Genomic DNA, 25651 nt, shown 5'->3' with positions numbered 1-25651 from the left:
TGCCGATTACCGTGCGCCTCTCCTGCACCACCGCCGCCGTCGTCGTCGAGAGGATTAGGCCGGGAGCGGTCAGTCGGAAACTATGGGGTAGTCGGCTTGCTTTGAGATGCCACAGTCGCCAGCTGGATCTCGGGTGACCTTGATATAGCCGTGTTCGCCCCAGTCGGGACCGAAGCTGTTTTTTGCGATCCAGTAGTTTTTCCCGCCTTCGGTGCCATAGCCCACGACAACCATGGCGGTGTCGAGCTGCACCGTGGCACAGCGGAAGATTCCAGAAGTGTATGTGGGCAGATCATTGCCTGACATCCGCACACGAACGGGACCGTGCTTGACCACCGCCGTTTTTATGGCCTCCTCGTCGGTATCGACACCGGTCCAACCACTGACAGTGCCTGCTCGAGGGGCGGGCCACTTGGTGCGGAATTCCGCACACTCCGATGAATCCGAGTAACCCTCGGTCGGTATGTACCCGTAATCGGGCGGGGTGGTTTTGCGTTTGATCGCAACTGCGGATTCCACTGCCGCCGCAGCTGCGAACCCTAGGCTGTCTTCGCACTGTCCCTGGTCACGCACGGGTGTCACCTTGCCCTGTTGTGTCCAATTCCAGGAATCCGGCACCTTGGGTGCGGCCTGCGCCGCTCCGGCTCCGGCCGCGACCAACAGAGCTGCAGCCGAGGCAACGAGGACAACCGTTGTTCGCAGAGCGGGCATCCGTGATCCCATCTGTAGAGGCAGACCGGCGGTCCGATCTACCGTAGCTCCCGGTATTCGGACCTGCGGACTGCGCGGATGGGGACGGAGTGTCGCGTGTGATCCGATCGATACAGCAAATGTCCGCAAATGCCGCTAGGCGGGCGTTGGCCGGTCGCCCAGAATGGTTGGCTGGCACAGCCTCTCAACGTCCGCCCTTAAGTAGCCGCTGTGCCCGCTGAGCGAAGCGGTCACGCGGAGATGGCCGGCAACGCCGGAGCCGTTGAGGCGGACGAGCCGTTGGGTACGATATGGAGCGTTCACGGCGAGCGTCGGTGAGGGGGATCGGTGAAGATAAACACGACCACACTGCGTAATGCTCTATGAACGATGCTGCTTGCGCATACGTTAATCACCTCGGCGGGAGCGAAGACTTGCCACCGCTCGACTGGCGAGTGGATGCCTCAGCACATTTCGGCCGAATGCATGGCCAAACCGGAGGACCGGTTCTGCACATCCGAGGCCAGGTGGGTCCAGAGTTCGTCGAAGGGGAAGCAGCTCGCGTTGCCGAGCAGTGGGCTACCGCATTGGGTCTTGCTGAAGACGACAGAGGGCCTGACTTTGCCGGTGCTCTGTTCTACGTGGGTGTCGTTGAGCCCTGACCGAATCTGGCTCGGATCGTTTGGGCGGCACGGAACTTCGTCGCAGCCATGGACTGGGCGCTCGTCCGGGTGCCGCGGCTCTAGACCTGATCACGGAAAGTGGGCCAGAGCCTAGCAGGAGCATCGCGAAAGAATCGCCATCGCATCGGAACTCGCTCAGCTCGCACCGCCGAAGGTCAGCACGACCAGCGGAATCGGCCGATCGACCTTGGACTGGAAATCCGCGAGCAGCGGGTTGGCGGCCAGCGCCCAAGCCGCGAACTCCGCGTAGTCCGCGCCCTCGAGCACGGTGCCGGTCGCCGGGTAGGTCTTGTCCCGGAACTCGATGGTCACCTGCGGGTTCGCCTTGATGTTGTACCACCAGGCCGGGTACTTGCCCTCGATGAACGAGCTCACGTACATGATGTCGTCCCGGAACAGCGGTCCCAGCGGCGTCGTGTGCCGCTTGCCGCTCTTGGCGCCGGTCGTGGTGAGCAGGATGAGGTCGCCGCCCGCGTACGCACCACCCACCTTGCCCGCGTTCTCCCGGAACTCCTTGATCACATCGTCGTTCCAGTCGGCGATGCTGACGTCCTGGTCCCACGCCTGGTTCCACGGCGCGTTCGGATCGTTGAAGTCGGTGATCTCGGCCTGGTCCCGCTGTCCCGCAGTAGCTTCGGTTTCGCTCATGATCCCAGTATGCCGTGGCCCTAGGACAGTTACGGTCCTAACTAGACAGCGATCTTCCCTCAATCTGCGTTAGATTTTCTGTGGCAGCTGCTTGCACTCTCCTGCCGAGAGTGCTAAAACAAATCTATACCAGATGACAGAGGTTATCTGGTTTCTACTACACAGAACGGAGTGTGTGAGAAGTGGCGACCATGCTGATGCGTACCGATCCTTTTCGTGACCTGGACCGTTTCACGCAGCAGGTGTTCGGCACGGCGGCGCGGCCCGCGGTGATGCCGATGGACGCTTGGCGTGACGGGGAGCAGTTCCTGGTCGAGCTGGACCTGCCGGGAATCGATCCGGCATCGCTGGATCTGGACATCGAACGCAATGTGGTGACGGTGAAAGCCCAGCGCCCGCAGTTGGATTCGAACCGATCGATGATCGCCGCGGAACGCCCGCGCGGCGTGTTCAGCCGTCAGTTGTTCCTGGGCGAGGGACTCGATACCGACCACATTCGCGCCGACTACACCGATGGTGTACTGCGCCTTGTGATTCCGGTCGCGGAGAAGGCCAAGCCCCGCAAGATCGAGATCGAACGCGCCAACGGCAAGCAGGCGATCGACGCCTGACGCAGCCCCGCCCAGGCCGCCTGGGCCGACACCCGGCTAGCGCGACGGACCGCCCCGGGGCGGTCGAGCCGGAAGCCGCGTCGGCCCACGGCTGCTCACCTGACCACGCGAAACGGCCGCCCGCCGGGGCGCCGTGCCGGTACTGTTGGGCTGGCAGTTCGGCCTCCGCGTGGGAGAAGTGTTGGCCAGGGTATTCATCAGTCACGCGCGCGTGGACCACGAGTGGGCCAGTGAGATTCGCGGCTGGCTGGTGGCCGACGGGCACGAGGTCTTCCTGGATCTGCACCCGGTCGACGGGTTGATCGTCGGCGAGGAGTGGGAGCGCGAACTCTATCGGCGGCTGCGGTGGGCCGATGCCGTCGTCTGTGTGGTCACCCGGGCCTATCTCGCGTCGGTCTGGTGCGCGGCGGAGGTCGGGATCGCGAAGGCCAACGGCAGCATGCTGCTGACGGTCCGGGTCGAGGCCGACGTCGTGCATCCCCTGCTGAAATCGCTGCAGCAGTCCGATGCCGCGGCCGAACCCGCGCTGGCCAGGCAGCGGCTCACGGTCGCCCTGCGCAGGCTGGACGCGGGCGGCGGCCTCGGCTGGTCCGACGACCGATCGCCGTATCCGGGCCTCGACGCCTTCGACATCGGCCGGCATCGGGTGTTCTTCGGCCGCGCGCGCGAGGCCGCGGAGATCGCCGAGCTGTTGCGCAAACCCGCCACCCGCGACGAACCCGCGATCCAGCTCGTGATCGGGCCGTCGGGGTGCGGGAAATCCTCGCTGGTGCGGGCGGGCGTCATCCCGCGCATCGCCGGGGAACCGCTCTGGTCACCGCTCGAACCGATCGTTCCCGGCACCGACCCGGTGGGCGCGCTGGCGCGCTCGCTCGCGACCGCCAGAGGACGCGCCGGCTTGGATCGGGAAACGCCGTTCCAGCGCGAACGACTGACCGGCAACGGTTTTCGAGACGCCGCCAATGAACTCCTGTTCGCCGAGCAGGCCGGCGCCGACCGCAAGCTGCTGCTGGTGATCGACCAGTTCGAGGAGTTGCTCCGGCGCACCGCGGCGCCGGAACGCGCCGAATTCGTCGATGTGCTCATCCCCGCCATCGGCGGGCCGGTACAGGTCCTGGCGACGTTGCGACCGGAATTCCTGAACCCACTCGGCGCCGACCCCGCGCTCGCGCGCATCCCGACGCGCACCCACCGGGTGCTGCCGTTACGGAACGAGACATTGCGCGAGGTCATCGAGGGACCGGCCAGGGTCGCGGGGCTGACCATCGAGGACGGCCTGGTCGACGCGCTGCTGGCGGACACCGGGACCGGCGACGCCCTCCCGCTGCTCGCGTTCACCCTCGAACAGCTCGCGTCCGGGCTCCGTCGTGGTGACCGGCTCTCGCATCAGCGCTACACCGAAATCGGGGGTGTCCGAGGCGCACTGGCCCGGCAGGCGGAGACCGCGCTGGCCGAGGCGCGCACGGCGACCGGGCTTTCGCGCGCGGAGATCATCGCGACGCTGCTGCGCATGGTCACCGTCGACGAGCGCGGTGTCCCGACCCGCGACCGGGTTCCACGCGCCCGTTTCGCCGAGCCCGCGCAGCGGGCGATCGACGCCTTCGTCACCCACCGCCTGCTGGCCACCGCCGAGGAGGACGGGCAGATCGTCGTCTCCCCCGCACACGAAGCGTTCCTGCGGAACTGGATGCCGTTGCGCGACGCCGTCGCTCGCGAGGGCGATGCGCTGCGGGCCCGGCGCGCAGTCGAGATCGCCGCGACCGAATGGGCGAACGACAACCACAAGCCGCAGCGGCTGTGGGAACGCGACCGGCTCTCGGTGGCGATGAAAGATATGGGCGCGCGCCTGCGACCGATATCCCGGCCGAACCTGCGGCAGTGGCCGCCCCGCCTGCGCCGCCTCAGCACCACGCGGGTCGAAATAAGTTCGCGGGCGGGGCAATTCCTCGAACGCAGCTACCGCAGGGACCGGTTCCGGCGCGGACGGGCCACCGTCGTGCTTTCGGCGCTGCTGTGCGTGGCACTGGTGGCCGCGGTCATCGCGATCGTGCAACAGCAGCAGGCGGTGGCGCGCCAGCACACCGCGGTCGCGCGGCAATTGCTGGCGCAGGCGGACCAGCTACGCAATCTCGACCCGCGCATGGCGATCCGCCTCGGCCTCGCGGCCGATCGGATCGATCCGGGCAACGAGACGCGCCAGTGGTTGATCAATATGCTGTCCACGACTCGGTACGCGGGCACCCTCGACGGTCCGCCGAAAAGCGTGTCCCGGCTGGCCTTCTCGCCGGACGGGCGGACGATCGCGGTCCAGCAATCGGGCGGGACGGTCGCGCTGTGGGGCTGGTCCGACTCCGGCAGCGCACGGCAACTCGGCGAGCCGCTCACCGAGGTCAGCGACATCACCGACATCGCCTTCACTCCGGACGGCAAGAGTCTCCTCACGGGCGCCGCCCAAGACCTGAACGCCGTCTACGTGCGCATGGGGCTGTCCCCGTCCGACGAGGCCAAGCACAATTCGTCCAGCGTGGACGGCGTGATCCAGTGGGACATCACCGATCCGGCCCGCCCGCGCATCAAAGCGCGCGCGGCCCTGGACATTTGGGAGAAGCTGAGAATCAAGTTCGCGCCGGCGACGATGCTGGCCATCGGTTACGCCGACAAGCAGCCGACGCAGTTGTGGGACCTCGGCGACTTCGAGCATCCGGTGCCGACGGCGACGCTGTCGCCGCCAGAGGAGACGGTCGACAGCGCCGAATTGTCGCCGGACGGAAGACTTCTGGTGATCGCGGCCCGCAACGCCAGCACGCTGTGGGATGTCTCGGATCGGCATGCGCCGCGCTCGATCAGCCGCCTGCCGACCGGGCCGGGGATCACCCAGGATCTCGTGTTCTCCCCGGATGGCGGTCAGCTGGCCGCGTCGGTCTTTCCGGGCGGTCTCACGCGCTGGGACGTCACCGATCCGGTCCATCCGCGCCTGTACCCGAACTCCGGCTCGAGTATCGGTGGCAGTTTCGCCAAGCTGGCATACGGACCCACGGGCACCGAGCTCGCCATCGCGCCCGGGTCCGGCAACGGGGTCGGGCTGTACGAAATCCCCGCTGACGAGAAAACCGCTCGGCTGCGGGCACGGCTGATCGGCGATGCCACCACCGCGACCGCGATCGCGTTCTCGGCCAAGGGGATCGTCGCGGCCGGCGGAGCAGACGGGCGGACGACGCTGTGGACGATCGACGCACACACCCAACCGCAGCCGGTGGGGCGGCCGTTCGCCGGCGAAGTCGACCAGGTCGCCGGTGGGTGCGGTGTCGCGACGCGCGGCGACCTCGTCGCGGCAGGTGGCAAGAATGGGAAGGTCGATCTCTGGGAAACCGGACGACCCGACGGACCGGTGCGCACCGCATCCTTCGACGCCGAGCATCTCGACTATGTCAACGATATTCGAATCAGCTGTGTCGCACTGTCCTCCGACGGCAAGACGTTGGCGACGGGCGGCCCGGATCGCACCGTGTCGCTGTGGGACATCGGTGATCGCCACCACCCGCGGCGGCTCGGTCCTCCGCTGACCGGCCTCGACGGGGTCGTGTCCACCCTCGCGTTCGCGCCGGACGGCACCCGGCTCGCCGCAGGCAGCTACCAGAACTCGCTGGTGTGGAACATCGAGCAGCGCGAGGCACCGAAGCGACTCGGACGCGGTATCCACGACGGACCCATGGCCCAGGTCTCCTTCACCGCCGACGGCCGCCTGCACGCCGTCGGCTGGGTGCACCGGATGCTGACCCTCTGGGACCTGACCGACGCCGACCATCCGGTGCCGCGCGGCGCGATACCGCTCGAGCAGCGCACCCAGATCGCGTACGCACCGGCCGCCGGCGTGCTGGTGGTCATCGAGCACGGCGCGGGCCAGTTCTGGGACGTATCCGACCCGGCACACGCCAAGCCGGTCGGCAATGCCGTGCTGTCCGGAATCGGCAGTGACTTCCGCGCCCAATTCGACTCGACCGGAACGATACTCGCCACCTTCGGCAACGATCAGGTGCAGATGTGGCTGGTCACCGATCCCGCGCATCCGACGCAGATCGGTGAACCTCGCGATATCGGGGCCGGCGACATCGCGGCCGCCACCTTCACCGCCGATTCGGGCCGGCTGCTCACCGGTCACGACAAAGGGGCCGTGGTCGAATGGGATCTGCGCCGGCTCCACGAACTTCGCCGCGGCCCGGCCGAGATCGGCTGCACGACAGTGGGTTCCAGCCTCTCCGCGGAGGGATGGCGACAATACATCCAGGAACTTCCCTATCGCGACACCTGCCGATGACCGGCGGTCATCCCACCGGCGCGAGCCGCACGACCCGGGACGGTTCGCTGTCGGTGTAGTAGATGGTGTCCGCCGCGTCCACCGTAATGCCCCCGATCTCACCGAGATCGGTATACGGCAGCCGCTGCGGTGTCGCCGCCTGTGGCTCGAGCCGCCAGATCGCGGCGGTCCTCGTCGACGTCAGTTCGCCGTTCTCCGAGGCGAATGCGAGCGCGTTGTCCGCGAGCAGCCGGTTGCCCCGATGATCGATCGCGATCGCGTCGACGAACTGCAGGCCGGGGACCGGGGTCGATACCGCGGGCGCCGCTCCGCCGCGGAAGGTCAACAGTGACGTCCCCGGCCCCGGAGCCGGGTCCGACACGAGGGCGACGAGATCGCCGTCGCCGGAGACGGCGAGCACGGGACGCACATGCTCGACGGTCGCCACGACCTCGAAGGAAGCCGCACCCGCGGCCAACTTCAACACCCGCGAGCGGTCGATGTCGGTGACGAAGAGAGTCCCCGAATGATCAACCGCCACACCGATTCCGAGCGATGTTTCGGTGGCCGTCGAGTCGGGCAACAGAAGCGGCGTGATCGTTTTTCGATCCGCCGAGATCTTCAGTACTCGCCTGGTTGTGTACTCGCCGACGTACAGCTCGTCGGCCGGACCCACCGCGACCGCGAAGGGACTCTTCAGCCCTGGAACGGGAAGACGCTCGGGATGAAAGCCGCCGGACGGCAGTCGCTGCACATAGCCGGCTTCCGGCACATACACGTCCCCGTTGCTGCCCACGGCGAGCCCACGCGGGCCCGTCACCAGCATCGGCAGGTCTGTCTGCACCTGCCAGCCGGTGGCCCGCTCCGCCTCGGGCGCGCTCGGCCAGCAGACCCACGCGGCGATCAGCACCGCGGCGACCGCGGTCACGCCGATTGCCCACCGGCCCACCAGTTTCGGCTGCATACGCCGATTATCCGAGCGCGCGGGTCCCTTCGCGGCGGATCGCCGCAACGCCCCGACTGTTCCTAGTTGGGTTTATCCCCCTGGGCGGCCAGATCGTCCACGGCTCCCCCGTGCGTGCGGCGCAGCGCCTCGGTTGCCTCGGTGGCGGTGTCGTAGACGCTCAGCAGATCCGTCAGGCCGGTCACTTGCAGCGGCCGCAGCGTCGCCGAGCGGTTGGCCACGAGCGCCATGCGCTGCCCGCCGGTCCTCGGCTGCGCGCCGGCGGCCAGCACCGCCAGTCCCGCGGAGGCGAGGAACGTCACGGCGGACATGTCCACGACGACGCCGCAGCGGGGCTCGTCGCCGTCCGCCGACAGCGCCTGCTCGATGGCTGCGTCCAAGTGCGGAGCGGTCAGCACGTCGATCTCGCCGCTGACCCGCAGGACGGTCACCCGATCGAGCACGACGGCCTCGATCGACAGCTGTGTCCCGGCCGAACGGGCAGTTCGCGCAGCTGACGGGTCTGAGTCGAAGTCGGTCACACAGCGAGTTTACATTGTATCCTCGCCGCACCGAGTTCAACCTCGACGGCCGAACGGTTCGGTCAGTCGACGGCGAGCATGAGTTCGATCCGGTCGAGCAACGCTTCCAGCGCCTCCTCGAACTCGATGGCGCTGCGGTCCTGCGACAGCTTCGGCTGCAACCGGAACAGCTGCGGAAACTCCGACAACCCGTCGACCGGCGAGCGCTCCGCCTCCCCGGTCGTCGCCGGACCTCGGGCGGCGACCTCCAGCAACAACTGGCCCAGCAGGAATGTCGTGTAGGAGCGGTACGCGCCGACCGCGGCGTCGTCGTCGAATCCGTAGGACAGCAGGGTCTCGAGAAACGTCTCCATCCACCGCAAACTCCGCAACGGCGGCCGCACCCACGGCGCTTCCGGCGGGCGGGTCGCGGTCAACGGGAACAACTCCGGATGATCCAGCGCGATCTTGCGCACCCCGTGCGCCAACCGCACCAGGAAATCCTGCCAGCCGTCTTCCTTGCGGCGGGCGGCGAGCTGGTTGGTGTGCAGATCGCCGATCAGCACATCGACCATGCCGCCGAGCAGATCTTCGCGGCTGTGCACGTAGCGGTACAGCGCCATGGCCTCGACCCCGCAGGCCGAGCCGAGCCTGCGCATGGTCAGCTTGCGCAGGCCTTCCCGATCGACCAGATCGATGGCGGCCTCGAGGATCAGGCGTCTGCTCAACGGTGCGCGCGAGTCGTCGCGCTCGCTCGACTCGGAGTCGCGAGAGTCAGGCGTCGTCGCCGAATCCTCTACGCGATCGTCGTGATGTTCACCCACCGGGACATCCCCTCACCGCACGCGTTGAAGCAAGACCAAAGGCCAGCCTATTTCACCGTGCACCCGGTTGACTCGACCAGGAACGGGTACCGCCTGAGCATACGGTCGTGCGTACGGGCATGGACGAGTCGACGCGCACAGCGGAGGTGCGAATGCGCGAGCGAGAGACGGTGCAGAGTCAGATCAGCGAGGTGATCGCCACCCGGGTGGTGGCGAACGGGGACAAGCGGCTGTTGATCGAGGTGGGCAAGCCCGGACTCGGTCCGGACTCGGGAACGGTGTGCCCGTACCGGATTCAGGATTGGGGTGAATCCTCCGCGGTCGGTGTGGACGCGATCGCGGCGTTGTACTGCGCGCTGGCCGATATCGGCGAGGTGCTGGCCCGGGCGAACGAGGAGGGTCACGCGTACACGGTTGCCGGCCCGGCGCATCTGGGCTTTCCTTCCCCGCACATAGACCGGCTCACCCGGTCGCCCGCCGCGAGCTACGCGCTCGGGGAGTTGATCGCGATCCGCACCTTGACCACCGCCGACGGCCCGCGAACGATCGCCATCGGCAGGCCACTGCGGGCCACGGAGGGCGAGTTCTATCTGTGCCCGTTCCGTATCGACGGCCACCCGCACGCGATAGCGTCCGGTCAAGACGAGATTCAAGCGGTGCTGACGGTGCTGCGCATGATCGGCGCCTGGCTGCACCTGCCCGCGGACTGGCCGCTGAGCCGGGTGTCGTGAACGTCGCGCCGCGTCCCTAGTCCTCGGCGCGGCGGAGCGCCGTCGCCATCTCCACGACCGTGCCGGACGACCCCGGCGTGATAGTCACCGAATCCATCAGGGCCTCCATCACGGGGAGCCCGCGACCTCGATACGTGTTCGCCGGCGCGGCCGGCGGCTGCCACCGGCCGGTGTCGGCGACCGTGACCCGCAGGCGGTCGTCCTGTATCCAGACGCGCAACCGGATCTCACCGCCGTCACCCCGGTGGCCGTGTTCGACCGCATTGGTGCACGCCTCACTGACCGCCAGCACCACGTCGACGCCCTGATCCGCGCGCACCCGCGAACGGTCCAGCCACTCGCGCAGCGCGGCGCGGACCGCGGACAGCTCAGCGGCGTCGGCCGCGAACGCCAACTCCAGCGGAGTCGACGAACCGGACGGCGCCGCTCCGGATGCCGGCGCAGCGTCCGCTGCACGCCGCGCCTCGCCGGAACTCGATGATCGAGGTTCTTGGATCATCGTCGGTGCAGACCTCCTTATCGCCACGCGAAGGTATGCACCGATCCCCTGTGCATTCGCGTGGTAGCGATCTACCACATATCCGCGGTTTCAATCACGAGCAATCACACAGCGCATCCGGCGAGCGCTGCCGTCAGGGTTGCTTCGGCGGTCCCGGCGCCTCGATCACGTGGTCGAAATGGGTACGGAGCGAGGCGATCACCGCGGTCAGCACACGGTGGGCGGCGTGCAGATCCTGGTCGGGTAGCTCGGCCATGGCCGAGCGGGTGCTGGCGCCCACCGGGAGGAAGAAGTCGCGGGCGGCGGCCATGCCTTGCTCGTCGTGATAGAGGATGACCCGCCGGCGATCCGTCGGATCGATCTCCCGGCGTAGATGGCCCGACTGGATCATCCGTTCCACGAGGTAGGTCACCGCGGCGGAACTCATGCCCATCAAGCGGCCGAGCTGCCCCGGCGTGAGCGGCCGGCCGGCGAATTCGGCGGTGGCGATGTGCAGCAACGCTCGGAAGTCGTTGGGGCGCAGGTTGTTCGATCGGGCGAAGACGTGGCCGAGTTGGTCGGAGATCGCGGTCAGCGCGCGGATGTCGGCCGCGATCTCGGTCTCCAGCGATTCGCGCCGCCCGTCCCGCGTGGAGGCGGCACCGGTCGCCGGCCAGTCAGATCCTGTCACGTCGGTAAGACTAACCCGGCCGGTTACCTCCATTGCTTAAATATTAAGTTTCTGAGAGAGGCGTCAAGGGTACCGCGCCGATACGGGCGCCGCCACCCCTGCCGACCTCGATCTCCGGTCGATTTCCGCAGCCGGCACCAATCTCCGGAATGCATCGATTTTGCATCGTTTGTTCGCTACGGTGGGAGAGGTACCGCGCCGGGATGCGCCGGCGCGGTGATCCGCAACCGCACAACAGATTTCGGCGTGACCGCCGGGCTGGACGCGCGCATCGGCCCGGTGAAACCCGGTGGCCACACCGCAGGAGACACCATGAACATCTCATTCACTCGCCGCAGTGCCGCAGCCCTCCTCGGGGCAGGTTCGGCGGCGTGCGCCTTGGCGCTGGCGGCCCCCGAGGCCGCGGCCGCCGACACCGCGTGCCCGGCACCCGGGGCCGCGGCCACCGCGGTGACGGCCGGGGGCGCGCAATGCTCCGCGACCAGCGCCGGCGGCGCCGCCGCGGCGGCGTACGGCCTCAACGGCTCGGCGTCGGCCGACGCGGCACCGACCAGCCTGTCGCTGGCCATCGCGCAGAACGGCGGCTCGGCGACTTCGCGCTCGGCGACGCTGTCCGGGCCCGCCGCGATCGCGGTGGGCCCGGGAGCCACCGTGACCACGGTCGGCGTCCGGCCGGGCCTGGCCATCGGCATCGCCGGACCGGGCGCGAGCGTGGTCGTCGACGGGGTCACCGGCCCCACCTGCTCCGGCGGGGTCGGCTTCGCCGGCGACTTCCAGACCTTCCAGGGTTGCCTGTCGCTCGGCTGACGCCCGAAACAGGTTGCCGGCGGCCCCGTTGTCGCCGGCAACCCGCTCCCCCGTCAGGGGGCTGTGGGCGCCTGCGCATCCCGTCGACGCAGCTGGTACCGGCGTTCGGCGTAGGCCATATCGTCGCGCCACAACCGCGTGGCGGCGTGGTTCATCAGCGGGCGCAGTAGCGGAAGCGCGTGGTGGGCGAAGCGGAATCCGGCCCGCTCGGAATCGGCGATCACGGCCTCGACCACGGCGGTGCGGGCTTGTCCGTCCGGTCCGGAACCCAGTGGCGTGGCATGGGTTTCGACGACGCTGCCCTTCCCCTCCCCCTCGACGATACGCATCACGATGGTGCGCGGATCCGGGCAGGTGAACTCGGCCTCGACCGGGACGCCCAGGCGGCGCGTCACCCGAAAGGTCACCGTGAGCAGGAAGCGGTGCGTTTCCTCGGTGATGCCCTCGCGCGGCGGCGCCTGCGTCACCTCCAGACGGGCAAACGAATAGGGATGGAACCACGCGCCGTGCCACGGGTCCAGGCGGTTGGCCATGATGTCGCGCGGTTCGCAGGTGCCGGTCAACCGGGTCACCGCATGCACCGTCGAATCGGCCGGGCGGGCGCCGAGAATCGGTGCGTCCGTCGGTGTTTCGCCACCGACCGCATCCAGTCGCACCCACGCCAGCACGCCGTCGTCATGGCTGGGGAACGGACACCAGCGGCCGGTGCCCCCGTCCGACCCCACGCGCAACCCGTGCCAGCGGCAGATCAGTGCGGAGCCGTCGACCTGCGCGGCGTCCAATGGCGCGCCCAGGTGCGGACAGGCGCCAGGACCCACGTGCAGCGCGCCCGCACCGTCCCGCCACGCGACGATCTCGACGCCGGCGATCGTCGTGCCGAACGGCCGATCGCCACGAATGCTCCGGCTCGCCGCGAACGCATACCAATTACCGCTCGGCAACTGCTGAGACCACCGCAGGGCGCTCCCGATGATTCGCGGGTCCGCATCCTGGAAGGTGGGCCGCTGCCGCGACCACTTCTCCGGGGAAAACCGTTGCAGCGGTGAACCATTAGCCATCATGACTGCCTTTCCGCGAGGCTGCGCAGCAGCATCGATCGGCCGCGGGCCGGGACGGTCTGCACGGAATGCCCGGCGCCGCCCCACTCGCCGGACAGGAGGTCGGCGGCGAGCCAGCCGGTGGTCGCGGCCCGCTCCATCAGCGCGACCGGCAGCTCCACCCGGATCCCGTCACCGGCGAGCATCAGCCGCGGATGCGGGGTGCGAACCCCTGGGCGGCGCGCGAAATCACCGGGTGCGAACCGCGGACAGTCCTGCCGCCACAGCATGTGCTCGCCGACGATCTCGGCACCGGCGGATTCCGGGTAGATATCGTGCAGACGGGCCACCAGCTTGTCCCGGATCGCCAGCTGCGCCGCGGGTGCCGGCGTTCGCTCGGCCGCGGCGTAGGCGTGCAATTCGACCACGCTGCCGCCGTGGTCCCGGGCCCACTCCGTGGCCGTGCGCTCGTACCGATCCAGGACGCTGATGTTGTCCAGCGGATCCAGATTCCCGGTCGCGAGAAAGCCGGGCCGGTCCGCGCGCAACGGTCGATTCAGCCACAGCCGCAGCACGGCGAACGCCGGCGCACTACCCAATTCCGCTACCCGAGAACGCCATTCGGGATCGCCCAGGGACGGCGACCGGGCCACCAGCGCGCGCAACGCGGCGGCGTCGACGGCGAGCACGACCGCGTCCGCTTCGAGCGTGGCGCCGGTGTCCGCGGTCAGCCGGAACCGGGGGCCGCTCGATTCGACCTCGGTGATGGCCACGCCGGTGTGGAACTCGACCCGGCCCGGCCGGTGCGGCGTCGGTTCGCCGGTGAGATGATCCGCGAGCGGCGTCCACAGGGCGGCATCGAAGTTGTCCCGCGCGACATCGAACACCAGACCCTCGCTGGAGCCGAGGAAATAGATGTGGAACATGGTCGCCAGCTCGGCCGCGGACATGTGCTGCGGCTCGACGAAGAAGCTGCGGGAGAACACCTCGAACGCCAGATGCCGGGCGGCCTCCGGAAAGTTGATGCGCCGCAAGAACGTTTCGGCGTCCACCCGGTCCAACCGGTCATAGATACCCGGCACGGACACCGCCGCCAGCGGCGCTGCCGCCCGCGCATCGATGCGAACGAGGTCGCGCAGCCGGAAGGTGGGGCTGCGCAGCGCGAAGGCGAGCGCGTTCCACGGTGGGGTGCGCGGCAGGTTGCGGAAGGTGTCGCGGCGGCCCGCCGCGTCGATGAGCGGATAGTCGCCGATCCGGTGCAGCGCCGAGAGCGTCGGATCGCTGCGGGACAACAGCTTGCGCAAGTTGTAGTACTGGGCGAAGAAGGCGTGGAAGCCGCGGTTCATGCCGATCGGGGTGCCGTCGGCGAGCCGCTCGGTCCAGCCGCCCACGCGGCCGCCGAGGTATCGCTCCCGCTCGACCACCTCGACCCGGAACCCGCGTTCGGCGAGACCGGTGGCCGCGGCCAGCCCCGCGATGCCGGCGCCGACCACGACCGCCACCGGGCGATGACCGTTCTGCCCGATGTCGCGTCGGCCCGGCCGGGCCGGATAACGCACGCGGCGCGGATCCCGGCCGAGCGGTGCTGCCGTCATGTCCGCTGTCCTTCCTGGTGCTGTCGGGCACGTTCCCAGCTCAGCAGCACCGCGGTCACCAGGGCGAAGCCGAACAGGAAGTCCTCGATCGGGATGTCCCACGGAAACCGCAGGCCGAGAATGTGATCCGGGTTGTAGCGAACGGTCGGCGCGTCGAGCCGGGTCAGCCAGCCGTCCACCGGGATCTGGAAGCCGAGGACGATGAGCATCGACAGCCAGTACGCCCGCTTGCGCAGCAGTCCGGTGCGCAGAACCGTCAGCTCGAGCAGGCAGACCAGCACGACGGCGAGCACGGCGGGCACGGTGTAGCCGATCCCGGCGATCATCGGCTCGCTCCGCGGTCCCTGGTCCGCGCCCGGGCCGGGCGTGCGCGCGCGAGCAGCGTCTCCACGGCGCCGAAGGTCAGCAGCCCGCAGAGCGGAATCACCAGGAAGAACAGGAACTCCTCGACCGGCATGGATCCGGGCAGCCGCACGCCGAGAACGAATCGCGGGTCGTAACTCCAGACCCCGCCGGCGATGGCGAGCAGATCCCACACCACGAACACGACCAGCGCGGGCGCGATCGCGGCCAACAGCAGCCGTGGGCGCCGATAGACGCCAGGGCCCAGGAACTCCAGCGGTGCCGTCAGCACCAGGCAGAGGGCCAGGATCGAGAGATATTGCCAATGCGCCATCTCGGCTCCTAGGTCCGCTCGGGCTGCTGCGACATATCCGGTGCGAGGGGCGAATTCGATGGCGCGTGCCGGGCCCACCAGGCGCGCGCCACGCCCGCGACGCCGACGCGCGCCCGGCGGGCGGTGCTCACCCTGGCCCGCCGGCCGAAGACCTCGAAATCGGCCTCCTCGATGCGCGCCAGGATCTCCGCGTACAGCGTGGACGCGGTGGCCACACAGGGACGCGAGCGCGGCGCCAGTCGCTCGATGCCGCCGCGCGCGAATCGATATATCTCCCTGGTGATTTCGTGCTGCTCGGCCAGCGCTCGGCGGACCCTGGGCTCGGCCTGCCGACGGCGGCTGCACCAGGCAAGCAGGTCTCGGTCGACGCCGTGCGCGGCGAGTTCGTCGGCGGGCAGGTAGACCCGGTCGCGCGCCAGGTCCTCGTCGACGTCGCGCAGAAAGTTGGTGAGTTGGAAGGCTTTCCCCAGCGCGGCCGCGTACGGCGCGGCGTCGGCGATGGATTCGGTGACGCCGAGGATCGGCAGCAACTGCAGGCCGATCACCTCGGCGGACCCGTAGACGTAGGTGTCGAGCGCGGCGCGGTCCGGGTAGTCGGTGACGGTCAGATCCATCCGCATCGATGCCAGGAACGCATCGAACAGGTGCGCGTCGATGCCGTAGCGGTCCGCCGTGTGCAGCACCGCGGCGAGCACCGGATCGCCGCCGCTGTCGCCGCTGACGAATTGCCCGGCGAGCGCGTCCAAGTCGGCCGCCCGATCGCCGGCCGTGCGGGCGGGATCGAACTCGTCGAGGATGTCGTCCGCGCGGCGGGCGAATCCGTACAGCGCGTGCACGCCCGGCCGCTGGTCGGGGGCGAGCAGTCTGGTCGCGAGGAAGAAGGTCTTGCCGTGCTGGGCATTCAGCGCACGGCAGCATCGATAGGATTCTCGAAGCGACGGATCGGTGATGCCCGCCGCGGCTAGTTCCCTGCGCGTCATAGTCTTCCGATCAGGACGAGGGGCGGATGGGTGAGGCGGCACGGCGCCGGATATCGGTGCGTCCGGTAATGCGGTCGGCGGCAAGGCGACCGGAGATCAGCACCGGCGGGATCCCGACCCCCGGCACGGTCGAGCCGCCGGCGAGCACCACATTGTCGAGGCCGCGAATCATGTTGGCCGGGCGGAACGGCCCGGTCTGGGCGAAGGTGTGCGCCAGCGCGAACGGGCTGCCGTCGAGCATGTCCTGCTCCGCCCAGTCGGCCGGCGTGACCACCCGCAACACCTCGAGCTCCGGCCAGCGAGAACCTGTGCGGCGCTGCGCGATATCCAGGATCTGCTCGGCGTAGGCGCCCTGCCGGTTCGCCCAATCGATGTGTCCGCGTCGCAGATTCGGCGCCGGCGCGAGCAGGAACAACAGGTCGCGGCCGGCCGGGGCCAAGGCCGGATCCCCGGCGGTCGAGCGGGTCAGCAGCAGCGACGGGTCGGACATCACCTGCCCCTCGTCGATGATCTCCCGGAACGAGTTGGCCCACTCGCGGCCGAACAGCAGCGAGTGATGCGGCAGATCCGGCTGACGGTCGCAGGCGAGGTGCAGCACCACCGCCGACGGCGCCGAGCGGACCCCGCCGGGACGTCGCGGCCGGTGGCCGAGCAGTTCGTAGGTGCGATGCAGTTCGGTGGTCAACACCACTGCGTCACAGGCGATCCGATCGCCCTGGTCCGTATGCACCGCGGTCACCCGGCCACCCGAGCGCTCCAGTTCGGTGACCGTGCTCCGGTAGTGGAACCGCACACCCGCGGCGGCCGCCGCGGCGGCCAGCGCGTCGGGAACCGAGCGCATCCCGCCCTGCGGAAAGGAGACCCCGGACATCGTGTCCATGTGGGCGATCACCGCGTAGGCCGCGAGCGCCCGGTCCGGGGCGACCCCGGCGTAGAGCGACTGGAAGGTGAAGACTCGGCGCAGGTCCGGATCGGAGATGAAGTCGGCGACCTTGCGGTCCCAGCGGCGAAAGCCGCCCAACGCGGTCAGCCGGGCCAACGCCGGTGTCAGCATCGACAGCGGCGACTCGAAGTTGGCCGCGATGAACCGATCGAACTCGGCGCGATACAGCCTGCTCAGCCAGTCCCGCAGTCGCCGATATCCCGCTGCCTGCTCGGCGCCCGCGAAGTCGGTGACGGCCTGTGCCATCGCGTCCGGGTCGCTGTGCACGTCGAGGGTGCGGCCGTCGGCGTAGACCGCGTGATAGGCCGGCGTCACCGGGTGCAGGCTCAGCCGGTCCCGGGTGTGCTCGCCGACCGCGTCGAACACCTCGTCGAGCAGCTCGGGCATGGTCAATACCGTTGGGCCGGTGTCGATTCGATACCCGTCCAGGTCGAGGCGGCCCATCCGCCCGCCCGGCACGGCCGCGCGTTCCACCACCGTGACCCGGCGACCCCGTCCGGCGAGATGGATGGCCGTGGACAGCCCGGCCAGGCCCGCGCCCACGACCACCACGTGGTCGCTGGATCCGGTCACTGTACGCATTGATCCTCCTCGTCACTGTTGCCGTGCGGTGCACAGCAACGCCATCTGTTCCAGCGCCGAACATCCGTCCCGGTCGAGCCCGGCGTCGGCGAGCGCGGCGCGCGCCTCGGCCACGCGATCGGTGATCATCGCTTCGATCCGGTCCGGGGCGCCGGAGGCCGCGATCAATTCGCGGCATCGGGCAATCGCGGGGGCGTCCAATTCGGGCAGACAGAGCAATTCGGTCAGTTCCCGCCGGACCGTGACATCGCCGGTGTCGAACGCGGCGACCACCACACTGGTCGCCTTGTGCTGCCCCAGGTCGCTGTCCTCCGGTTTGCCGGTGGTCGCGGCGGATCCGAAGATTCCGAGTAGATCGTCACGGAGCTGGAAGGCCTCGCCGATCCGAGTTCCGTAGCGGGCCAGCATCATCAGCGTCCGCTCCGAGCATCCGGCCATGGTCGCGCCCAACTCCAGCGGTCGCAGCACGGTGTAGTTGCCGGACTTCGCGCGGGCGATGGCCAGCACGGAATCCATGGTCGGCAGGGCGCGCACGTCGTTGGTCAGATCGGCGAACTGGCCGATCGCCAGCTCGATCCGCATGGCGTCGTAACCGGCCCACACCCGGCGCAGCGCGGCATCGGAGATGCCGCTGTCCCGCAGCATCTGTTCGGCCCACACCAGGCACATATCGCCGAGCAGGATGGCCGCCGATTCGCCGAACCGGGAGGCGGAGCCGGGCAGGCCGCGCCGGCGGTAGCCGTCGGCGAGGCGCACATGCGCGGCCGCCGATCCGCGCCGTAATACCCCGTCATCCATCACATCGTCTTGCAGCAGCGCGAAACCGTGCAGCAGTTCCAGAGACGCGGCCGCACGCAGCGCGGCCGGATCCGGCTGCGCACCGCAGAGCCAGCCCAGATACATGAACGTCGAGCGCACGCATTTGCCGCCGACCGCGTACTGCCGCAGGATCGCGTCGACACCGGTGTCGCGCAGATCCTCGATGTTCACCTTTCGCAAGAAGGTGTCCAGCTCGTGCAGCACCTTGGCTCGGTTGCTCGCGTACCAGGCCTCGAATCCCGCGCCGGGCGTCAGCGCATCGCCGACGGACGGCGAGCTGGTGTCGAACGGCTTGGTACTCATAGCGATTCCCCTCGCTGCCGGATCGCGATTGCACTGTCGGCGGACACCGCGTGCCGCGACGCGCCTGCGGAAGGCCTGATGTCGTCCAGCACCGCGGCGATGGTCTCGAACGGCGAGTGCCGCGCCATTTCGGCGGCGAGCCGACCGGCCGCGGCACGAAAGCTGTTGTCGCGCACTATTCGATCGACGGCCGCGGCCACCGCGGACGGACTCGGCGAGGCGCTGTCCAGATTGATGCCCGCGCCGGTATACGCCACGCGCGCGGCCACTTCCGGTTTGTCCGCGGTCTCGCCGGCCACGATCAGCGGGATCCCGTGCCGCAACGCCTGCTGCACCCCGCCGTAGCCGCCGTTGGTGATCATCACATCGACGTGCGGAAGCAGACGCGAGTACGGGACGAAGTCGCAGGCGACGGCGTTGGCGGGTAGCGGTCCCACCGGTGCCGGAGAGCCGCCGGTGCCGGCCACGATCAGGACATCCGAGCGATCCCCCAGCGCGGCCAGCGTGGGCCGCAGCAGCTGACCGAGATCGCCGTTGTCCCAAGTCCCTTGCGTCACATGGACGACCAACCGCCGTCCATCGAGCACACCCCACCACGCGGGCACTTCGTGGTCGGCGCCGAGCGAACTCGGAATCGGTCCGGTGAACACCACCGACGCGGGCAGGTCGCGCCGCGGGTACTCGAATCCGGGCACGGTGAACTGGAGCAGGCGGTCGGCCAGCCGTGGCCAATCGAGCAGGAAGACCGGTGCGGACGGCAGGCCGACGCCGTGCAGGATGGTGTCCAGCCGCGCCTGGTCGGCGCGGAAGAGGACACGCCGGACGAACCAATTCATCCGCGAGTGGTCACGCTCGGGCCAGGGCGGCCTGCCCACCCCGAACGGTGCGCAGTCGGCGCTGCACAACGTCAACGGACCCACGCCGCACACCACGATCGGCGGCCGCGGCCGCTCCGACACCAGCAGTGGGATCGCGCCGGTGAACATCGAATCCACCAGCACCGCATCGAATTCCGCGCCCGCCAGGGCCGAGCCCAACGCCGTGTACTGCGCGGTCAGCGGCGCCAGAAACACCGACCGCAGTTCGGCGCGCCCGATTCGCCAGCGCCGCACCGCCCCCCGCCCGCGCCGCGGCCCAACCGGCGCCACTTCGGCGTCCGCCGGGAGCGCCGACATCGCGAGACCGCGAGCGGTCACGTCCGCCCGGAACGCCGCGCCGGTCAGCACGTGCACGTCGTGCCCGCGGCGGCGCAGTTCCTCCGCGACGACGACCATGGGCGCGACGTGTCCTGGTATCGCACTCACGCCCAGCAGATACCGAGCCATCCTCACAATCCTTCACTCGTCCGGTAGCGGGATTCGGCCCACGTCGTCATCGAGCACGCGACCTGATCACTTCCGTCGCAACGCATCTCGGCACCGCCGACGGACGCCTGCGGCACCCCTGCGGGCCACAACGCCCGGTGCGGCCCGACTGCACACCGCGCGCGGCATCGACTCGTCCGGGGACATCCCCGCGCGAATCCGGTCACGAACCATCGTACGTCAAATGATGCAGAAGCGATGCACACCATCGCGACTATTTCAGAAACTTAACAAATCGACAAGCGCGCGGGGTGCCCGACACTCGATCACGCCGACGGAGCTCAGCGGGCGCCGACCGCGTCCACGATCTGCTCGACCGCGTCCTCCAGCGAATTCACGTGCCGGGCCCCCGGCGGGACATCGCTCCCGTACCAGCCCGGCCCGGCCAGCAACACGGCACTCGAACTCGCCAACGCGACCCGAACCGCCCCGGGCTGCGCGGTCAGCACCGATTGCGACCACAGCACTACCAACGGCGGCCGAGCCTGCCGGGACAAGGCATCCGCCAGGCCGCTGTCCGGCATCGAGGGCCCAAGGAACACCGCGGCGAGACCGCGCTCCGCCAGCGCGGCCCGCAACGCTTCCAACGGCAACGCGTGATTCTCCTCAGCGGTGCAGGCCAGCACGATCCCCGTGCGCTCGGCCCCGCGGCCGGGCATCGGGACGGTCCGGTGCAAGCTGGTCGCGACCGCCCAGGACAGCAGGTGTTCGACATCGATGAGCCCACCGTCGCGCGCCTGGCGGCCGACGATCTCCGCGAAAGCGGGGCGGCACAGCCGGTTCCAGGTCGCTACCACCCCGTAGCGGGCGAGGTGCGCGGAAATCGTGGCGAGCAGTTCCACGCCGTCCAGCCGTCGCCCGGCGGCCAGCACCGGCGCCACGTCACCGAGCACCGGCGCGACGGTCGCGCGAGCGGCCCTGGCCGCGCTCGCCGGGCTGGCGCCTGTCCGCACCAGGTCCACCATCCGCCTGATCATCGCCAGGTCCTCCGCGGCGTAGTGCCGATGCCGGCCCGGCGTGTGTCCCGATGGCCCGAGCCCGTACCGGCGATTCCAGCTGCGCAGCGTCGCCACCGGAATGCCGAGCCTGCCCGCGACCTCGCCCACGGTGTATTCGGCCGCCGACTCGTCGACGTCACTGGAGTCGGTCACCCCGCGCTGCCGAGCGCTTCCGGCGACCCACGTGAGGAATCCGCGGCCGATTTCATGAACCGATCATAATAGCGATGCATAATCGGTGCATCGAAACGCGTACCGGCGCGTCGGCCGACACGGGTCGCCGAGTCCGCGTCCGGACCGGCGTCGCGCGGTTGCTCCGCACCGGCCGCATTGACCCAGTGCTTGTGGCAACCACCCAGCACGCGGCGCCGAGGGGTAGCAGGCGCCCGCACAGAGCGGACCGTCGACCTGCACCGATCGACGGCAAACCGCGCAATTCGGAACAACTTCCCGATCGACGCATAGTTCCCATTTCCGGCCGAATTGCGCAGCGTGGTACGGAGTTTATGAAACCTTTCACCGGCCCGCACCGGTGTGGGTACTATCGCGCGGTCGGCCGACCAACAGTGAGGAATCATCCTGTGATCGAAAACGAGCCACCCCCGTTCGCTCCGGCTTCTCCTCCCCCCTTTCCCGACGTGCCGCCCGCCCAACGGCGTATCGGGCGACGCAAGTTGGCAGCCCTCGTCGGCGTGGTACCGCTGAGCGCCGTCGCCCTCGGCGCGACCGCTGTCCTGCGCAATCCCGGGGACGCGAACTCCGTCGCCGCCCAGGTGGCCACCACGGCCACTACCAGCACGAACACCCCCACCAGCAGCGCGGCCGCGGCAAGCACCATCACGACGAGGAGCGTGCCGGCCGCCGACCTGCCCCAGGAGATATCGCGCATCGGCAGTCGCCATATCGCCGCTCTGCATTCCATTCATAACTACATAAATCACACCTGGACTTATCATCCGCAAGCACTCGACGAATATTTTGCCGGAGCAATTGATTCGGCGACCGGTGCGCATCGCCAGCAACTCATCGATACACAACGAGCGACCCGCGATTATCTTTTCGCCACCAATAGCCGGAGCGAGGTGATCGAATTCAATTGCGGATTGCGGGCGATCACCGGCACCACCGCACTCGGCATCGGTTATGTCAAACAGTCCTCGACCAGCGATCTAGCGCCGAACCCGGCGCTCGCCCTGATCGCGACCGTCGTCACCGCCGAGGAGCAACCCGACGGGCGCTGGCTGATCAGCGATCTGCAACGCATTTCGACCTAGCAACCCGGAGGTGACGAATAGCCGCTCCGTGCCTGGGGTGTGACAAGCGATGCATGATTGATGCGATAACGGGTTGTCCTGAGTAGCGTGGCACATGCGGCTCGCCCAACCCGGCAGCCGCCGACTCCACGCCAGAACTACGGACAGGACACTCTGATGACAGTGCTCGTCGCGGGTTCGACCGGCTTCGTAGGTAAACGTCTGTGCCCGGAATTGGCCGGCGCGGGCCATGCCGTCCGCGCCATGACCAGGCACCCCGAGTCCTATCGCGGCATCGGCACCCCGGTCGGCGCGGACGTCGCGGATATCGCCTCGCTGCGCACCGCCATGGCCGACTGCACCGCCGCCTACTATCTCGTGCACTCGCTGGCGGAGGCCGATTTCGAGCGCAGGGATGCCGAGGCCGCGCGCAACTTCGGCCGGGCCGCCGCCGACGCGGGCGTGCGCCGGATCATCTATCTCGGCGGCCTCGGCGAGGACAGCGACGACCTGTCCGCGCATCTGCGCAGCCGGCGCGAGGTCGAGGGGCTGCTCGCCGCGGCGGGCGTGCCGGTCACCACGCTGCGTGCGGGAATCATTGTCGGACACGGCGGTATCTCCTGGGAGATCACCCGCCAACTCGTGGAGCACCTGCCCGCCATGGTCACACCCCGCTGGGTGCGCACCCGAACCCAGCCGATCGCGGTCGACGACGTGGTCCGCTACCTGGTCGGCGTGCTGGACAAGCCCGAATCCGCCGGACGCACGTTCGAGATCGGCGGTCCCGACGTGCTCGAGTACGCCGACATGTTGCGCCGAGTGGCGAAAATCGAGAAACGGCCGTTGGTGGTCGTGCCCGTGCCGCTGCTCACCCCGCAGCTGTCGTCACTGTGGCTGTCGTTGGTGACCGATGTCGACACCACGACGGGACGCACGCTCGTCGACTCGATGTCCAACGAGGTGGTGGTGCGGGACAACAGCATTCGCGCACTGGTGCCCTTCGAACCGCTCAGCTACGACGACGCCGTCCGGCGGGCCCTCGACGAGCGCACCGAAGCCGAACAGACCGCATGAGCCGCAGCTTCCGACCCGCCCGCCCGCTCGCCGCACGACGACGCCGGGTCGCGGCGGTCGCGGTCGCCGGCACCGGACTGCTCGGTGCCTCGTTCGCCGCCGAACCCGATTCCGCCCGGTTCTACCGGCTCACCCTCGCCACCGCTGCGGCCTGGACGCTGGGCGGTGGCATATCCCGGGTCGAGGACACCGAGCCGCGCTCCCCGGTGCTCGGTCCCGTCCTGATCGGCGCCGGGACATTCGCGGTGTTCTACGGCTGCGGCCTGATCTCCCGCCGAATCCCCTTCCTGCGCAGGGCGATCACCAGCGTCTTGAGCTACGCCGAACAAGGACCGACGCCGCGGGTACTGCTGATCACCCTGGCCAACGGGGCGGCCGAGGAGATCTTCTTCCGCGGGGCCGTCTACTCGGTCGCGGGCAGGCACCCGGTCCTGGTCTCGACCGGGATCTACGCCTGCACCACCGCCGCGACCCGCAACCCGGCCCTGGTCTTGGCCTCGGTCCTCATGGGCACCCTGTTCGGCCTGCAACGCCGCGCCACCGGCGGCATCCAGGCGCCCCTGTTGACCCACCTCACCTGGTCCGCCCTGATACTGCACTACCTGCCGCCGCTGTTCCGGGACCGATCGCGGACCGATCCGAGCGACAGGCTCGCCTGATCCGCGGCGTCAGCGGTTGACGTAAGCCGCCAAGCCGCCGAGTTCCTCGCTGGCGATGAACACCGAGCGTACGTTGAGGATGGCTTCCTCGACGTGCGAGGTGCACCCCCACGCCGAGTCGCCCCAGGAGTCGGCGATCTTCAATTCCGCTGCCCCGGTGCATTTCTCGGGACCGCCGAGTTCACAGCGGTCCGGGTGCGGCGCACCGGCCTGCGCGGCCGCCGCGCTGCGCATCCGCGCGGCGAGTTCGGCGGCCGCCTCGGCCCGCTGCTCCGCCTCGGCGCGCAACGCGCTCTCCGCGCGCAGCGCCTGGGTCAGTTCGTCACGGGCGGCCTCGGCGCGCGCCTCAGCGACCGCCTTCGCCTGTTCGATGTGGTGGCGTTCGATGGCCAGCGACGCGGTGTCGGCGAAGACCCGGGCGAGGGCGAAGTCGCTGTCCTGCGGAACCCGCGGGACACGGTGGTACATGGCGAACGTGCCGAGCAGGCTGCCGTCGCGGGCCAGGATCGGCGTCGACCAGCACGCGGCCAGGCCCGCCCGAACGGCCAACTCGCGGAAGTCGTCCCAGAACGGATCGGTACCGATGTCGGTGACGATGACCGGTTCCCGGCGATGCGCGGCGGTGCCGCACGAGCCGACACCCTCGCCGGTGGCGATGCCGTCGATGGCCTCGTTGTAGAACTCCGGCAGGCTCGGCGCGGCACCGTGCCGCAGGTGCTCGCCGTCGCGATCGGCGAGCAGCACGGACACGAGGACCTGATCCGGCGCGAGCGCTTCGATGCAGCGCGCCATCCCGTCCAGCACCTCGGCCAGCGGCGCCGCGCGCGCGATCTGCTCCACCAGGGCACGCTGTTCGGCCAGCAGCCGCTGGACCTGCTTGGCCTGGGTGGTCTCCACCCCGATCATCCGGGTCCCGATCACCGAGCCCGCGCCGTCGCGCCGCGGCTCGTAGGTGACGTCGAAGCAGGCCTCCCGCGCCTGCGCACCACTGCCCAGCACGACCAGAACATCACGGCCCGTTCGGGTTTCACCCGTGTGATAGACCTGATCCAGCGCCGCAAGCACACCCTGATCGACCAGCTCGGGCCCGATCTCGGCGAGTGCGCGACCACTGCGCGCACGGTCCTCGCCCAGCACGGCGACGAACGCCGGGTTCGCGGTCTCCAGTACCTGGTCCGGGCCCGCGAGCGAGGCGAACACCACGCGAGACTGCCCGAACAAGGCGCGCAGATCCTGCTCCGCCGCGTCCTCCGCGACGGTCCGAACCGCACCGCTCGGCCGCTGACCGGGCACCACTGTCATGTTTTGGCTCGCCTCTCCGCTACATCTAGGTCGACTGATCACTCGGACACGGACGTAACCGAGCTGGACGAAACGCTACCTGCTTGCCGCAGCGGGAATTCATCGCCATCGGCGACGGGCGCGCCGCCGCGACGGTGTCGATATC

General features: G+C 69.1%; 24 protein-coding genes. 7 read left to right on the top strand and 17 right to left on the bottom strand.

The window, feature by feature from the left end; all coding sequences use genetic code 11:
• Positions 1 to 69: 69 nt before the first annotated feature.
• Together ACFQ9K_RS43360 and ACFQ9K_RS43355 are read right to left on the bottom strand one after the other, a co-directional pair.
• A complete protein-coding gene (locus tag ACFQ9K_RS43360) occupies positions 70 to 711 on the bottom strand; it encodes a C1 family peptidase (protein WP_378721705.1) in 642 nt (213 codons plus the stop codon).
• A 797-nt stretch (positions 712 to 1508) separates the two neighbouring features.
• Positions 1509 to 2021 (bottom strand): nitroreductase/quinone reductase family protein, encoded by a 513-nt coding sequence (locus ACFQ9K_RS43355; RefSeq protein ID WP_378721706.1) that lies wholly within the window; start codon positions 2019 to 2021, stop codon positions 1509 to 1511.
• A 191-nt stretch (positions 2022 to 2212) separates the two neighbouring features.
• Between ACFQ9K_RS43355 and ACFQ9K_RS43350 the strand changes: the two genes are divergently transcribed.
• On the top strand, positions 2213 to 2632 hold the full coding sequence (locus ACFQ9K_RS43350; protein ID WP_378721707.1) for an Hsp20/alpha crystallin family protein: 420 nt from the start codon (positions 2213 to 2215) through the stop codon (positions 2630 to 2632).
• Between the two features lie 181 nt (positions 2633 to 2813).
• A complete protein-coding gene (locus ACFQ9K_RS43345; protein ID WP_378721708.1) occupies positions 2814 to 6947 on the top strand; it encodes a TIR domain-containing protein in 4134 nt (1377 codons plus the stop codon).
• A gap of 7 nt (positions 6948 to 6954) precedes the next feature.
• Here ACFQ9K_RS43345 and ACFQ9K_RS43340 read toward each other — a convergent pair whose 3' ends face one another.
• The 3 genes from ACFQ9K_RS43340 to ACFQ9K_RS43330 form a co-directional block, all read right to left on the bottom strand.
• On the bottom strand, positions 6955 to 7890 hold the full coding sequence (locus ACFQ9K_RS43340; RefSeq protein ID WP_378721709.1) for a hypothetical protein: 936 nt from the start codon (positions 7888 to 7890) through the stop codon (positions 6955 to 6957).
• A 62-nt stretch (positions 7891 to 7952) separates the two neighbouring features.
• On the bottom strand, positions 7953 to 8411 hold the full coding sequence (locus ACFQ9K_RS43335) for an anti-sigma factor antagonist (protein WP_378721710.1): 459 nt from the start codon (positions 8409 to 8411) through the stop codon (positions 7953 to 7955).
• Between the two features lie 62 nt (positions 8412 to 8473).
• Positions 8474 to 9118 (bottom strand): TetR/AcrR family transcriptional regulator, encoded by a 645-nt coding sequence (locus ACFQ9K_RS43330; RefSeq protein WP_378721716.1) that lies wholly within the window; start codon positions 9116 to 9118, stop codon positions 8474 to 8476.
• A gap of 248 nt (positions 9119 to 9366) precedes the next feature.
• On the opposite strand from ACFQ9K_RS43330, the gene ACFQ9K_RS43325 reads away from it, so the two are divergent.
• Positions 9367 to 9945 (top strand): DUF6968 family protein, encoded by a 579-nt coding sequence (locus ACFQ9K_RS43325; RefSeq protein ID WP_378721711.1) that lies wholly within the window; start codon positions 9367 to 9369, stop codon positions 9943 to 9945.
• A 16-nt stretch (positions 9946 to 9961) separates the two neighbouring features.
• On the opposite strand, the gene ACFQ9K_RS43320 is transcribed toward ACFQ9K_RS43325, so the two are convergent.
• Entirely contained in the window at positions 9962 to 10444 is a 483-nt protein-coding gene (locus tag ACFQ9K_RS43320; RefSeq protein WP_378721713.1) for an ATP-binding protein, read from the bottom strand.
• A 133-nt stretch (positions 10445 to 10577) separates the two neighbouring features.
• The gene (locus tag ACFQ9K_RS43315; RefSeq protein WP_378721715.1) at positions 10578 to 11114 is read right to left on the bottom strand and encodes a MarR family winged helix-turn-helix transcriptional regulator; all 537 of its coding nucleotides are present in this window, start codon (positions 11112 to 11114) and stop codon (positions 10578 to 10580) included.
• A 312-nt stretch (positions 11115 to 11426) separates the two neighbouring features.
• On the opposite strand from ACFQ9K_RS43315, the gene ACFQ9K_RS43310 reads away from it, so the two are divergent.
• Entirely contained in the window at positions 11427 to 11921 is a 495-nt protein-coding gene (locus ACFQ9K_RS43310; protein WP_378984493.1) for a DUF6764 family protein, read from the top strand.
• A 53-nt stretch (positions 11922 to 11974) separates the two neighbouring features.
• Here the strand turns inward: ACFQ9K_RS43310 and ACFQ9K_RS43305 are convergent, their stop codons facing one another.
• The 9 genes from ACFQ9K_RS43305 to ACFQ9K_RS43265 all read right to left on the bottom strand — a co-directional run bounded on the left by ACFQ9K_RS43305 (position 11975) and on the right by ACFQ9K_RS43265 (position 21371).
• Positions 11975 to 12979 carry a DUF5914 domain-containing protein gene (locus ACFQ9K_RS43305; RefSeq protein ID WP_378984491.1) on the bottom strand — a complete coding sequence of 335 codons (1005 nt, stop codon included), beginning with the start codon at positions 12977 to 12979 and terminating at the stop codon, positions 11975 to 11977.
• Positions 12979 to 14553 carry an FAD-dependent oxidoreductase gene (locus tag ACFQ9K_RS43300; protein ID WP_378724853.1) on the bottom strand — a complete coding sequence of 525 codons (1575 nt, stop codon included), beginning with the start codon at positions 14551 to 14553 and terminating at the stop codon, positions 12979 to 12981. The genes ACFQ9K_RS43305 and ACFQ9K_RS43300 overlap by 1 nt, the downstream gene beginning before the upstream one ends.
• Positions 14550 to 14876: a lycopene cyclase domain-containing protein gene (locus tag ACFQ9K_RS43295; RefSeq protein WP_378724874.1), complete on the bottom strand. Its 327-nt coding sequence runs from the start codon at positions 14874 to 14876 to the stop codon at positions 14550 to 14552. The genes ACFQ9K_RS43300 and ACFQ9K_RS43295 overlap by 4 nt, the downstream gene beginning before the upstream one ends.
• Positions 14876 to 15229 carry a lycopene cyclase domain-containing protein gene (locus tag ACFQ9K_RS43290; protein WP_378724855.1) on the bottom strand — a complete coding sequence of 118 codons (354 nt, stop codon included), beginning with the start codon at positions 15227 to 15229 and terminating at the stop codon, positions 14876 to 14878. The genes ACFQ9K_RS43295 and ACFQ9K_RS43290 overlap by 1 nt, the downstream gene beginning before the upstream one ends.
• 8 nt (positions 15230 to 15237) lie before the next feature.
• Positions 15238 to 16209 carry a phytoene/squalene synthase family protein gene (locus ACFQ9K_RS43285; RefSeq protein WP_378724857.1) on the bottom strand — a complete coding sequence of 324 codons (972 nt, stop codon included), beginning with the start codon at positions 16207 to 16209 and terminating at the stop codon, positions 15238 to 15240.
• A gap of 10 nt (positions 16210 to 16219) precedes the next feature.
• Positions 16220 to 17734 (bottom strand): phytoene desaturase family protein, encoded by a 1515-nt coding sequence (gene crtI, locus ACFQ9K_RS43280; protein WP_378724859.1) that lies wholly within the window; start codon positions 17732 to 17734, stop codon positions 16220 to 16222.
• 12 nt (positions 17735 to 17746) lie between these two features.
• Positions 17747 to 18856, bottom strand: coding sequence for a polyprenyl synthetase family protein (locus ACFQ9K_RS43275; protein ID WP_378724861.1), 1110 nt, complete (start codon positions 18854 to 18856; stop codon positions 17747 to 17749).
• A complete protein-coding gene (locus tag ACFQ9K_RS43270; protein ID WP_378724863.1) occupies positions 18853 to 20181 on the bottom strand; it encodes a glycosyltransferase in 1329 nt (442 codons plus the stop codon). The genes ACFQ9K_RS43275 and ACFQ9K_RS43270 overlap by 4 nt, the downstream gene beginning before the upstream one ends.
• A 320-nt stretch (positions 20182 to 20501) precedes the next feature.
• A complete protein-coding gene (locus ACFQ9K_RS43265; RefSeq protein ID WP_378724864.1) occupies positions 20502 to 21371 on the bottom strand; it encodes a MerR family transcriptional regulator in 870 nt (289 codons plus the stop codon).
• A gap of 428 nt (positions 21372 to 21799) precedes the next feature.
• Between ACFQ9K_RS43265 and ACFQ9K_RS43260 the strand changes: the two genes are divergently transcribed.
• The 3 genes from ACFQ9K_RS43260 (at position 21800) to ACFQ9K_RS43250 (ending at position 24204) form a co-directional block, all read left to right on the top strand.
• Complete coding sequence (locus ACFQ9K_RS43260; RefSeq protein ID WP_378724866.1) at positions 21800 to 22492, top strand: hypothetical protein; 693 nt, start codon at positions 21800 to 21802, stop codon at positions 22490 to 22492.
• A 156-nt stretch (positions 22493 to 22648) separates the two neighbouring features.
• Positions 22649 to 23545, top strand: coding sequence for an NAD(P)H-binding protein (locus ACFQ9K_RS43255; RefSeq protein ID WP_378724868.1), 897 nt, complete (start codon positions 22649 to 22651; stop codon positions 23543 to 23545).
• Positions 23542 to 24204, top strand: coding sequence for a CPBP family intramembrane glutamic endopeptidase (locus ACFQ9K_RS43250; protein ID WP_378724869.1), 663 nt, complete (start codon positions 23542 to 23544; stop codon positions 24202 to 24204). The genes ACFQ9K_RS43255 and ACFQ9K_RS43250 overlap by 4 nt, the downstream gene beginning before the upstream one ends.
• A gap of 9 nt (positions 24205 to 24213) precedes the next feature.
• Here ACFQ9K_RS43250 and ACFQ9K_RS43245 read toward each other — a convergent pair whose 3' ends face one another.
• Positions 24214 to 25506 carry a GAF domain-containing protein gene (locus tag ACFQ9K_RS43245; protein ID WP_378724871.1) on the bottom strand — a complete coding sequence of 431 codons (1293 nt, stop codon included), beginning with the start codon at positions 25504 to 25506 and terminating at the stop codon, positions 24214 to 24216.
• Positions 25507 to 25651 lie beyond the last annotated feature (145 nt).

The sequence above is a fragment of the Nocardia sp. NPDC056564 genome (assembly GCF_042793755.1).
Taxonomy (GTDB): Bacteria; Actinomycetota; Actinomycetes; order Mycobacteriales; family Mycobacteriaceae; genus Nocardia.
The sequence above is the reverse complement of the archived record's forward strand: the minus strand, read 5'-3'. Positions and strand labels throughout refer to the sequence as shown.

What these genes read in the sequence shown, in the direction of transcription:
- ACFQ9K_RS43360 (WP_378721705.1), bottom strand. Translation starts at nt 711, where the DNA reads ATGCCCGCTCTGCGAACAACGGTTGTCCTCGTTGCCTCGGCTGCAGCT.
- ACFQ9K_RS43355 (WP_378721706.1), bottom strand. Translation starts at nt 2,021, where the DNA reads ATGAGCGAAACCGAAGCTACTGCGGGACAGCGGGACCAGGCCGAGATC.
- ACFQ9K_RS43350 (WP_378721707.1), top strand. Translation starts at nt 2,213, where the DNA reads ATGCTGATGCGTACCGATCCTTTTCGTGACCTGGACCGTTTCACGCAG.
- ACFQ9K_RS43340 (WP_378721709.1), bottom strand. Translation starts at nt 7,890, where the DNA reads ATGCAGCCGAAACTGGTGGGCCGGTGGGCAATCGGCGTGACCGCGGTC.
- ACFQ9K_RS43325 (WP_378721711.1), top strand. Translation starts at nt 9,367, where the DNA reads ATGCGCGAGCGAGAGACGGTGCAGAGTCAGATCAGCGAGGTGATCGCC.
- ACFQ9K_RS43320 (WP_378721713.1), bottom strand. Translation starts at nt 10,444, where the DNA reads ATGATCCAAGAACCTCGATCATCGAGTTCCGGCGAGGCGCGGCGTGCA.
- ACFQ9K_RS43310 (WP_378984493.1), top strand. Translation starts at nt 11,427, where the DNA reads ATGAACATCTCATTCACTCGCCGCAGTGCCGCAGCCCTCCTCGGGGCA.
- ACFQ9K_RS43305 (WP_378984491.1), bottom strand. Translation starts at nt 12,979, where the DNA reads ATGGCTAATGGTTCACCGCTGCAACGGTTTTCCCCGGAGAAGTGGTCG.
- ACFQ9K_RS43300 (WP_378724853.1), bottom strand. Translation starts at nt 14,553, where the DNA reads ATGACGGCAGCACCGCTCGGCCGGGATCCGCGCCGCGTGCGTTATCCG.
- ACFQ9K_RS43290 (WP_378724855.1), bottom strand. Translation starts at nt 15,229, where the DNA reads ATGGCGCATTGGCAATATCTCTCGATCCTGGCCCTCTGCCTGGTGCTG.
- ACFQ9K_RS43285 (WP_378724857.1), bottom strand. Translation starts at nt 16,209, where the DNA reads ATGACGCGCAGGGAACTAGCCGCGGCGGGCATCACCGATCCGTCGCTT.
- crtI (WP_378724859.1), bottom strand. Translation starts at nt 17,734, where the DNA reads ATGCGTACAGTGACCGGATCCAGCGACCACGTGGTGGTCGTGGGCGCG.
- ACFQ9K_RS43275 (WP_378724861.1), bottom strand. Translation starts at nt 18,856, where the DNA reads ATGAGTACCAAGCCGTTCGACACCAGCTCGCCGTCCGTCGGCGATGCG.
- ACFQ9K_RS43270 (WP_378724863.1), bottom strand. Translation starts at nt 20,181, where the DNA reads ATGGCTCGGTATCTGCTGGGCGTGAGTGCGATACCAGGACACGTCGCG.
- ACFQ9K_RS43255 (WP_378724868.1), top strand. Translation starts at nt 22,649, where the DNA reads ATGACAGTGCTCGTCGCGGGTTCGACCGGCTTCGTAGGTAAACGTCTG.
- ACFQ9K_RS43250 (WP_378724869.1), top strand. Translation starts at nt 23,542, where the DNA reads ATGAGCCGCAGCTTCCGACCCGCCCGCCCGCTCGCCGCACGACGACGC.
- ACFQ9K_RS43245 (WP_378724871.1), bottom strand. Translation starts at nt 25,506, where the DNA reads ATGACAGTGGTGCCCGGTCAGCGGCCGAGCGGTGCGGTTCGGACCGTC.